Annotated in this window: 10 protein-coding genes; 1 reads left to right on the top strand and 9 read right to left on the bottom strand. The window is 70.8% G+C overall.

Annotation, left to right across the window (positions count from 1 at the left end):
- Positions 1 to 134: 134 nt before the first annotated feature.
- The 6 genes from ACZ61E_RS29460 to ACZ61E_RS29435 form a co-directional block, all read right to left on the bottom strand.
- Positions 135 to 1325 (bottom strand): FAD-dependent monooxygenase, encoded by a 1191-nt coding sequence (locus tag ACZ61E_RS29460; RefSeq protein WP_469703112.1) that lies wholly within the window; start codon positions 1323 to 1325, stop codon positions 135 to 137.
- Positions 1326 to 1368: 43 nt separating this feature from the next.
- A complete protein-coding gene (locus ACZ61E_RS29455) occupies positions 1369 to 3024 on the bottom strand; it encodes a flavin-containing monooxygenase (RefSeq protein ID WP_469703110.1) in 1656 nt (551 codons plus the stop codon).
- A 174-nt stretch (positions 3025 to 3198) separates the two neighbouring features.
- Entirely contained in the window at positions 3199 to 4377 is a 1179-nt protein-coding gene (locus ACZ61E_RS29450) for a PhzF family phenazine biosynthesis protein (RefSeq protein WP_469703109.1), read from the bottom strand.
- Positions 4359 to 4997, bottom strand: coding sequence for an isochorismatase family protein (locus ACZ61E_RS29445; RefSeq protein ID WP_469703108.1), 639 nt, complete (start codon positions 4995 to 4997; stop codon positions 4359 to 4361). Before ACZ61E_RS29445 ends, ACZ61E_RS29450 begins: the two co-directional genes overlap by 19 nt.
- Complete coding sequence (locus ACZ61E_RS29440) at positions 4994 to 6217, bottom strand: 3-deoxy-7-phosphoheptulonate synthase (protein WP_469703106.1); 1224 nt, start codon at positions 6215 to 6217, stop codon at positions 4994 to 4996. The genes ACZ61E_RS29445 and ACZ61E_RS29440 overlap by 4 nt, the downstream gene beginning before the upstream one ends.
- 29 nt (positions 6218 to 6246) lie before the next feature.
- Entirely contained in the window at positions 6247 to 6654 is a 408-nt protein-coding gene (locus ACZ61E_RS29435) for a PhzA/PhzB family protein (protein ID WP_469703105.1), read from the bottom strand.
- Here ACZ61E_RS29435 and ACZ61E_RS29430 point away from each other — a divergent pair.
- Positions 6649 to 6885 (top strand): hypothetical protein, encoded by a 237-nt coding sequence (locus ACZ61E_RS29430; protein WP_469703103.1) that lies wholly within the window; start codon positions 6649 to 6651, stop codon positions 6883 to 6885. The genes ACZ61E_RS29435 and ACZ61E_RS29430 overlap by 6 nt on opposite strands.
- A 650-nt stretch (positions 6886 to 7535) precedes the next feature.
- Here the strand turns inward: ACZ61E_RS29430 and ACZ61E_RS29425 are convergent.
- The 3 genes from ACZ61E_RS29425 to ACZ61E_RS29415 are packed head-to-tail and all read right to left on the bottom strand — an operon-like array spanning position 7536 to position 9372.
- Positions 7536 to 8318: a thioesterase II family protein gene (locus tag ACZ61E_RS29425; protein ID WP_469703102.1), complete on the bottom strand. Its 783-nt coding sequence runs from the start codon at positions 8316 to 8318 to the stop codon at positions 7536 to 7538.
- 59 nt (positions 8319 to 8377) lie between these two features.
- Entirely contained in the window at positions 8378 to 9118 is a 741-nt protein-coding gene (fabG, locus tag ACZ61E_RS29420) for a 3-oxoacyl-ACP reductase FabG (protein ID WP_469703101.1), read from the bottom strand.
- Positions 9115 to 9372: an acyl carrier protein gene (locus ACZ61E_RS29415; RefSeq protein ID WP_469703100.1), complete on the bottom strand. Its 258-nt coding sequence runs from the start codon at positions 9370 to 9372 to the stop codon at positions 9115 to 9117. The genes fabG and ACZ61E_RS29415 overlap by 4 nt, the downstream gene beginning before the upstream one ends.
- Positions 9373 to 9380: the final 8 nt, after the last annotated feature.

Below are 9380 nucleotides of genomic sequence, written 5' to 3'. Positions count from 1 at the left end.
CCCCCCCCCCCCCCCCCCCCCCCCCCCCCCCCCCCCCCCCCCCCCCCCCCCCCCCCCCCCCCCCCCCCCCCCCCCCCCCCCCCCCCCCCCCCGGGTCGGGCGGTGGGCGGCTAGGTGATCCGGCGCGTGGGCGGCTACCGGCGTTCGACCGTTTCGCGGTAGTCGCGGGTGATCGCCCTCAGTTCGCCGGACACGTCGCCGTGCAGGCGCCCGGCGAGTGACCGCTCGGAGCGGTCCATGGTCCGGTTGGCGTGCACGATCGCGGTCGTGGCCGGCAGCCGGTCCTCCTCGTAGCGGCGGAGCGCGGCCACCACGTCGTCGCCCGAGGCGAGTTCGGTGGCCAGCGCGACACCGTCGAGGATCGCCTGGGAGGCGCCGTGCGCACCGATCGGATACATCGGGTGCGCGGCGTCGCCGAGGAGGGTGACCCGGTGCTCGCCCCAGGAGGGCAGTGGGTCCCGGTCGACCATCGGGTAGTGCAGGATGCCAGTGCCGGCCGACAGCGTGGTGCGGATGTCGAGCCAGCCGAAGTCCCAGTGCGCGAAGTGGGGCAGCAGGTCGTCGAGACGGCCCGGACCGGCCGGCGGTGTGCCGGATCCGGTCGGGTCGGCGGCCAGGGCCACCCAGTTGAGCAGTACGGTGCCGCGCTCGTCGTGGCGGCGGGAACACGGGTACGCCACCATCCGGTTGCCGCGGTCGTCCGCCGCGATGATCATCGTTCGCCCGTCGATGAACTCGGGCAGCTCCGTCAGGCCACGCCACATCCGTACGGCGGTGGTGCGCAACGGCGGCTCGTCCGGGTGCAGTTGCGCCCGTACGGCCGAGTGCAGCCCGTCCGCGCCGATCAGTACGCCGGCCTCGACCGCCGTACCGTCACCGGGCCCCGCGATCACCCGTACACCGTCGTCGGACTGCCGGTGTGCGCGTACGTGGACGTTCGTGCGGACGGCGTCCGCCCCGAGCCTCTCGCGGACCGCTTCGAGCAGCATCATCTGCAACTCGCCGCGGTGGACGGAGTACTGCGGAGCCGGGTGTCCCGCGGCCACACCGCGCTCCTCGGTCCACAGCGTGACACCGTCGCTGTTGAGATAGCGGTGCTCACGGGTGGCGATGGCGGTGGCGGCCATCGCGTCGCCGAGGCCGAGCCGGGTCAGTTCGGCGACCGCCACGGGCTGGATGTTGATGCCGACGCCGAGCGGGCGGACGGCCGGCGCGCTCTCCAGCAACGTGGCGCGCAGTCCGCGCGCGTGCAGGGCCAGTGCCGTCGTGAGTCCTCCGACACCGGCTCCGGCGATCACGATGTCTGCCTGTGCTGCCCTGGTCATGGGGAGGCGCCGCCTTTCTGTACGGGATGGGCGTCGAGTCGGGTCAGGGGGCGGTGCCGGCCGGGCCGTGGTGTCGGGCCGGTGCGAGGGAGGACCGCCCTTCGAGGGTGAAACCCTCGTAGTCCGCGGCGGCGACCTCGCGCAGCTTCCGGCGGTAGTTGCCGATGCCGCCGAAGTAGAAGAGGGTGCGGCGTTTGCGGCCGGGGATGTTCGTGCCGAAGATCCATGAGTCGGTCTGTGCGAAGAGGCTCTGCTCCGCCATCTCCCGGCACATGCCGGTCCACTCCTCCTCCGCGGTGGCGGTGGCCTCGATACGGCTGACACCGCGCCGTTCGGCCGATCCGATCAGGTCGGAGATCCACTCGACCTGGGTCTCGATGCCGGGAGGCAGGTTGCAGAACACGCTGTTGGGGCCGTACACCATGAACAGGTTCGGGAAGCCGTGGGTGGCGACGCCGAGGTAGCTGCTCGGGGTGTCGCCCCAGCTCTCCCGCAGTGTGGTGCCGTCACGTCCCCGGATGCCGATCCGGTTGTAGCTGCCTTCCATGGCCTCGTAACCGGTCGCGAAGACCAGCACGTCCAGTTCGTGCTCGGTGCCGTCCTCGGTGGCCACGCCGGCCGGGGTGATCCGGGTGATCGGGTTCTCCTTGGTGGACACCAGCGAGACGTTGTCCCGGTTGTACGTCTCGTAGTAACCGCTGTTGCAGATCGGCCGCTTGGCGTAGTAGTCGGTCGGCAGGAGCTTGCGGGCGGTCTCGGGGTCGCGCACCGTCTGGGTGATCTTCGACTTGATGAACGAGGCGGCGGCCTCGTTCGCCTCCGGGTTGAACGCGATGTCGCCGAACGTGCCGAACATGAAACGGAATCCGTTGCCGGCGTCCCAGCTCTCCTGGAAGAGCCGCTCGCGTTCGGCCGGGGAGACGCTCGTCGCGGGTATCTCGCTCTCCTCGAATCCGCATCCGACACGCGAGTGGAAGACCTGGTCCCAGATCTGGTCGTAGGTCTCGCGGCACTCGGTGAGGTAGGCGTCGCCGAGCGGGCGGTCGCCGGAGGGAACGACGTACTGCGCGGAGCGCTGGAACACCGTGAGGTGCGCGGCGGTCCGCGCCGCCGCGCAGATGAACTGGGTGCCGGTCGAGCCGGTGCCGACGACGCCGACGCGCTTGCCGGTGATGTCGAGGTCCCGGGGCCAGGCACCGGTGTGCACCAGCGGTCCCGCGAACGTGTCCCTGCCCGGGATGTCGGGGAAGTTGGCGCTCGACAGGGGGCCGAGCGCGCCGACCACGTAGCGCGCGGTGTACTGAGCACCGCCGTCGGTCCGCGCGGTCCACAGGCCGCTCTCCTCGTCGTACGCCAACGACTCGACGGCCGTGCCCAGTTGGATGGAGCCGCGCAGATCGTGGCGGTCCACGACGTGCTCCAGGTAGGCGAGGATCTCCGGCTGGGTCGCGTAGCGGTTCTTCCAGTTCCACTCCTGGAGCAGCTCCTTGTCGAAGGAGTAGCGGTAGACGATGCTGTCGACGTCCGCCGCCGCGCCCGGATAGCGGTTCCAGTACCAGGTGCCCCCGATGCCGTCGGCCCTGTCGAAGACCCGTGCGTCGAGGCCGAGTTCACCGCGGAGCCTGTGCAGCATGTAGATGCCGGCGAATCCCGCGCCTATGACGAGTGCGTCGAGGTGCGTCGTCTTCTTCTGGGTCATGACGGCCTTCCGAAAGGACGAATGGGGAGGGAGGAACGTGCTGGAGAGGAACGGCGGTCCGGTGACGGCGCGCCGGCGGGGCGTTCCCGGCGGCGGGCCGGCCGGTGGGAGGCCGGCGCGGGTGCCGGGGTGGGAAGAGGCCGGCGCGAGGGCCGCCCGCCCGGGTGTCTCCCGTCAGACATGGATGGTGCCTTCGGCGACGACGGCACCATGGCCGCTCACCCGGACCCGGGCGATCTCACCGCCGCCGCCCACGGTCGCCTCGGCGAACATGACCGAGTGCCTGCCGAGTTCGACGCCCTGGTGGATCTCGACGGTCTTCCCGTAGTCGACGACACCGTGCCGGGCGAGGTGGATCGCCAGCGGCCCGGCGGCGGACCCGGTGGCGGCGTCCTCCACGACGCCGTAGGCGGGTGAGAACATCCGTGAGCGCCACCGCTCGCCCTCCGGGGCGAAGCAGTTGGCCGCCATGTCGGGGAAGGCGGCGAGCGCCCGGTGGTCGGGCCGCAGAGCGGACAGCGCGTCGGTGTCCGGGAGCCCGACGAAGACGTGCCGGGGGCCGTTGCGGTAGATCTCCACCGGCAGGGTGGACGAGGTGATGCCGAGCGCCGCCAGCAGGGCGTCGGTGTGCTCGTACGCCTCCCAGACCGGAATCGGCTGATCCATGGCGGCGTGGGCCCTGGCTCCGCCGGGCCCGTCCCCCGGCGCGCGGTCGATGTCGAACGGCACGACGCCCATGGCGGTCTCGAAGCGCAGCCGGTCCGCGCCGCGGTCCAGGGCGACCGCGACAGCCGTGCCGAGGAGCGGATGTCCGGCGAAGGGGAGTTCGTTCACCGGGGTGAAGATCCTGACCCGTACGTCCGCGTCACCGGTCGGCGCGAGGAGGAACACCACCTCGGACAGGTTCATCTCCTGTGCGACGCGCTGCATCTGAGTGCCCGTCAGGTCGTCCGCGCCGAAGAACACGGCGACCGGATTGCCGCGCAGCGGCTCGTCGGCGAAGGCGTCGACGACGACGTACGGGTGGGACCTGTTTGGGCCGGCGGTGGCACGGGGCCCCCGGACGGCGGCCTGGACCTCGAACCGGTCCCGGTGCGTCACCGGGCGCCCTATCAGCTCGGTGGCCCGGTTCTCCGGCAGGTCGGCGGGCCGGTCGTCGTCCCAGACCATGACGGCGCCCCACCGGTTGCCGTCCCGGTCCGCGATCCAGAACTTCTCACGCAGACCGGTGACGGCCCGCCAGTCGTCGACGACTCCCTCCTCGCCCAGATGACGCGCGAGGTCCTCGGTCGTGACGGATGAGCCGTCGAGGGCCCACCACGCGATCTCCATCTTCACTGCCCCAGCACCCATTCGGTCGTCTCGTCGGCGGTGGTGACCCGGGCACAGCAACGCGCGGTGTACTCCAGGGTCCGGCGGTGGTCCGCGGCGGAGAAGTCGCCGATGGCGTCGCCCGGCAGGAAGACCTCCAGGTCGTTGCTGTAGGCGTCGAGCGCGGTGGCGAGAATGCCGACGTGGCCGTACACGCCGCACACCACGAGCTGGTCACGGCCCTCCGCACGTGCGCGTGCGAGCAGTTCGGTGCGGAAGAACGCGCTGTAGCGCCACTTCACGAACGTCCAGTCGTCGGCTCCCGGTGTCAGCTCGGCGGTGATCTCGCGGTCCGACGCCGAGCTGGTCATGCCGGGCCCCCAGAAGTCCCGCAGGAGGCCGCGGTCCTGTGGGGTCATCCGGCCCGGCTGGGCGGTGTAGGCGACGCGTACGCCCTGGTCGGCGCAGCGCTCGCGGAGCGAGGACACCCTCTCGACGAGCCGGGCGCGCATGTCCCCGTCGAACGCGGACATGAAGTAGTTCTGCATGTCGTGGATGAGGAGGACCGCCCGGTGCGGCTCGGGCCGCCAGTCGACGACGCTGGGCGGCAGGTCGTCCCGGGTCGGCAGGTCGTACGGATCGATCCGCAATCGCATGCTCATGACGACCTCTGCCTCGTGAGTACGGTGTCGGCCCGTGACGTGCCGGCGCGTGGCCAGGCCGACACCACCTCGGCCGCCTGCGCGGGATCGAGCCGCGGGTCGCACAGGCTCGGTGCCCCCACGGCCGTGGGCAGCGTGCTCCTGGGACCCCCGGCGCATTCGCCGACCGCGTACGGACTGGCCTCCAGGTGCAGTCCGTGCGCCGGTACACCCGCGTCGTCCAGGATGGAGAGGAACGCCCGCACCTCCTCGACGACCGTGGAGACGACACGGGTCTTGGTGCCGTCGGGGCGCCTGACCGTGTTGCCGTGCAGGGGGTCGCTGAGCCACAGCACCGGGCGGCCGTCGTCCCGGACCGCGCGGACGAGAGCGGGCAGCCGGTCGGCGATCGCCTCCGCGCCCATCCGCACGATGAGCGTCAGCCGGCCGGGCTCGCGGCGCGGATCGAGCCGCTCGCACAGGTCGAGCAGCTCCTCGGGGGTCGTACCCGGCCCCACCTTGCAGCCGACCGGGTTGACGACCTCGGACAGCAGAGCGACATGGGCGCCGTCGGGTTGCCTCGTGCGTTCGCCGATCCACGGCCAGTGGGTCGAGCCGAGCATCCACCGCCGCTCGTCGAACCTGCGGAGCTGGGGCTGCTCGTAGTCCATCAGCAGCGCCTCGTGGCTCGTCCAGAGCGGGGTCTCGATGTCGCGGGCGGCCGGGCTGTCGCCGGCCCGCCAGCCGAGGTGGCGCATCGTCTCGCGGGCGGTCATGAAGCACATGAGCATGCGCGACGGATCGGCCCTGCGGCTGCGGACGTCGGGCTCGGGCAGGTTGACCATGTGCCCCCGGTAGACGGGGAGCAGAAGTGTCCCGTCGATGTCCTCGACGGGGTTCGAGCGCGGTTTCGCGAACTGCCCGGCGATCCGGCCGACCCGGACGACCGGCAGACCGGACCGGGCGCTCAGCAGGTCGGCGAGGTGGTGTACGAGACGGGACTTGGCCGCGATGTGCGGCTCGCCGCACTCGTCAGGGTGCTCGGCGCAGTCGCCGGTCTGGACGACCAGCGCCTCTCCGCCGGCCACCCGTGCCAGCGACCGCCGCAGCGTGGCGATCTGGTCGGCGCCGACGAGAGGCTGGGCCGCCGACAGCAGGCCGCGGACCTCGGCGAGCCGGCGCGGGTCGTCCCAGCTCGGTTGCTGAGCGGCGCTGAGCTGCCGTTTCAAGCCTGCGTGCATCACGTTCGAGCCCTCCCCCGGCCGCGCGCTCAAGTCGGTATTCCGGCCCGCACGACGCGCGGTACCTCGATACCGAGTGAGCGGAACTGCTGGCAGGGGTTCATGAATTCCCGCTGCGTCTTGATTTTTCCGTTCTCGAAAAGGAAGTTGTGGATGAAGTGGTTCTCGTAGTGGCCTTCCGGATAGCCCGGGAAGCGAATCCTGCCGGCCCCCCTGCACTCCACCCAGAAGCGGTCGGGGTCCTGGGTGTCGAAAATCTCGATGTCGGTCCACTCCCAGTCGGGGAAGCACTGGAGGGACCAGACCGCGTGTTCGGCCAGCCGGTCCCGTCCCCGGATGACGATCGGCTCGCCCGTCTCCGTCGTCCAGAGGCCGCCCTGACCGTCCTCGGTGAACAATTCATGGCGACGCAGCCGGTCCTGTCCGAGCGTGTGCATGTACTGGTCGACGATCCGTCGATTGTGTTCACGGTTCCGAGCGTCTTCCTCGGCTCGCGCGACAGTGCTCGTATTCGGCATTTCCCCGCCTTACTGTGCTGGTCCGGAATGAACGCCCGTTCGACGTTGCCGGACCATATCAATGCCGACTCGGCGGCTGCAATTATCGGTTGCCTCACCGAAAATGCGCGCGCCCGGAGTGCGCCGGAATTCCTCAAGTTGAACGCGTAATTCCGTCGGTCATTCATGCCCCGGAGAGAGTCGGTGTCCACGAACGGCCGAGGTCACGGGGCAGTTCGGCCGCACTCGCCGGGGAGCGCGGAAAGGCCCGGTGTTCCACTCGATTACGAGTGGTTCTCAAGTTCTGTGACGCGCGATTGAGGAAACTCGTGTTCGACTGGATTCCCGGTCGAGAGAAGTACGGCACGACGGGAGACGCCGGCCCCGGCGACGTATCCCTGTCGCCGTGTCGCTGTAGCCGTGTCGCTGTCGCCGTGTCGCTGTCCGCGGATCAGGGGCCGGCAGGACGCCAGGACGGCGGAACGACGCGGGCGTCTCTCAGGTCCGACCACGTTTTCCGGGGAGGGGGACGCGTGCAGGGTGGCCGACTCCTCGGTCTCCTCAGGCGAGCGGGCTCCGACGACGACGGCGGTCACGGCGGGATGACCGAAAGACAATCGCAGCGCGGCGGCCCTCGGCGGGACCCCCGTGGCGGGCGCACACCTCACGGATGGCCCTGAGCCGCGCCGCCGTCGCGGGCGGAAGGTCCTCCGGTCCATGCGGCGTCCATGGCAAGGGGTCCGCCGGCAGGTGCGGATGCCCGCCCCCACGGGGTGAACCGTGGCGCGGCGGACCGGCCGCGCCGGGGCCCTCGCCGGCGGCTACGCGTGCGGCGGCGGGCCCAGTCGGCCGAGTACGGAGCGGGTGATGCGGGCGGCCAGCCGGTCACGGTGGTCGTTCAGATAGAAGTGCCCTCCCGGATAGGTGTGCAGCCCGAGGAAGTCGGCCGTCAGGCGCGGCCAGTTCTCCAGCTGTCGCAGGGGCACGACGGTGTCCTCGGTGCCGCCGAAGACGGTGAGGGGCACCGGCAGAGGCGTACCGGGTGTCTCACGGTCCCAGGTGTCCGCGAGTCCCAGGTCGCTGCGGAGCACGGGGGCGAACGCGTTCCACAGGCTGTCGTCGCTCAGCAGCCGGTCCGGGGCGCCGCCGCTGTCCCGGAGCCAGGCGCGCAGGGCGGCGTCGGATCGCAGCCTCCGGCTCAGTGACGGCTCCGGCGCGTCCGGCCGCGGTGCGCGGAAGGACGACACCCCGAGCCAGCTGGGGAGTTCGCGGGCCGTCTCCTGGAGGCGGCGCGTGAGCGCGAAGGCGACGCGGCCGCCCACACTGTGGCCGAAGAACGCGAACGGCCGGTTCAGAAGCGGGGTGATGGCCTCGTCGAAGAACGTCACGAGGTCGGCGCAGTCCCCGACGAGAGGGAGCGCCTGCGCGTTGCCGCGGCCGGGCGCGTCCAGCAGGCAGATGTCCCAGTCGTCCGGGAAGAGGCGCGTCCAGCCGCGGTAGAGCAGATGGGAGCCACCCGCGTGGTGGAAGAAGAACAGGCGCACCGCGGGATCGTCGACCGGGCGGCGCCGGGTGACCGGGCCGGGCGGGGCGGTGGACCTCATACGCGTCCGTCTCCCCGCGGGAGAGTCCGGGTCCCGGGCAGGTGAGGCGGCCATCTGTCTCACATCACCATTCCGCCGTCGACGCCCAGGACTTGGCCGGTGATGTAGGAGGAGCGCGGGGACAGCAGGAAGGAGACCAGATCGGCCACCTCCTCCGATGTGCCGAACCTCGACAGCGGGATCTGGCCGAGGTATTTCTTCCTGGCCCTGTCGGGCATGTCGGCCGTCATCTCCGTTTCGATGAAACCCGGCGCCACGGTATTGGCGCGCACGCCGAATTTTCCGTACTCCTTCGCCATGGCCCGGGTGAATCCGATGATCCCGGCCTTGGACGCCGAGTAGTTGGTCTGCCCGACGCTGCCGCGGACGCCGGCGATCGAGGACAGAGTCACCAGGGCACCCGCCCGCCGCATGGCCATCCGTTCGACGGCGGGGCGGCAGACGTGGTAGGTGCCGTCCAGGTTCGTCGTCAGCACGTCGTGCCACTGGGCGTCCTCCATCGTCGCCAGCGGCTTGTCGCGGGTGATACCCGCGGCCGTCACCACGGCGTCGACCGGGCCGAGTTCGTCCTCCGCCGCCGCGACGAAGGCACGGCACTCGCCGGCGTCGGCGACATCGACCCTGCGGGCGAGGACACGGGATCCGGATTCGGCCGCTTCCCGCTCGGTCTCCTCGGCGGCATCGGCGCGGGAGAGATAGCAGAACGCGACGTCGAATCCGTCCCGGGCCAGCCGGGTGACGACGGCCCGGCCGATTCCCCGGGACCCGCCGCTCACCAGGGCGATTCGCCTTTCGGTCACGCCGCGGACTCCTCCGCCAGCAGGGATTCGACCAGACCGCGCAGTTCGCCGAGATTCTCCACCGAGCCGATGGACGCGTCCTGCACCGATATGCTGTAGCGCTGCTCCAGCCGGGAGGATATTTCCAGCACCATCAGCGAGTCCATTCCGAGGTCCTCGGCGAAATGGTCGCCGTCACCGACCTCTTCGGGTTCCAGTTCGAGCGACTCGGCGACGATCGTGCGCAATTCCTCGGCGTCCACGGCCAATTCCATGAATTTTC

It is taken from the genome of Streptomyces sp. NPDC104581 (assembly GCF_055583685.1).
The sequence above is the reverse complement of the archived record's forward strand: the minus strand, read 5'-3'. Positions and strand labels throughout refer to the sequence as shown.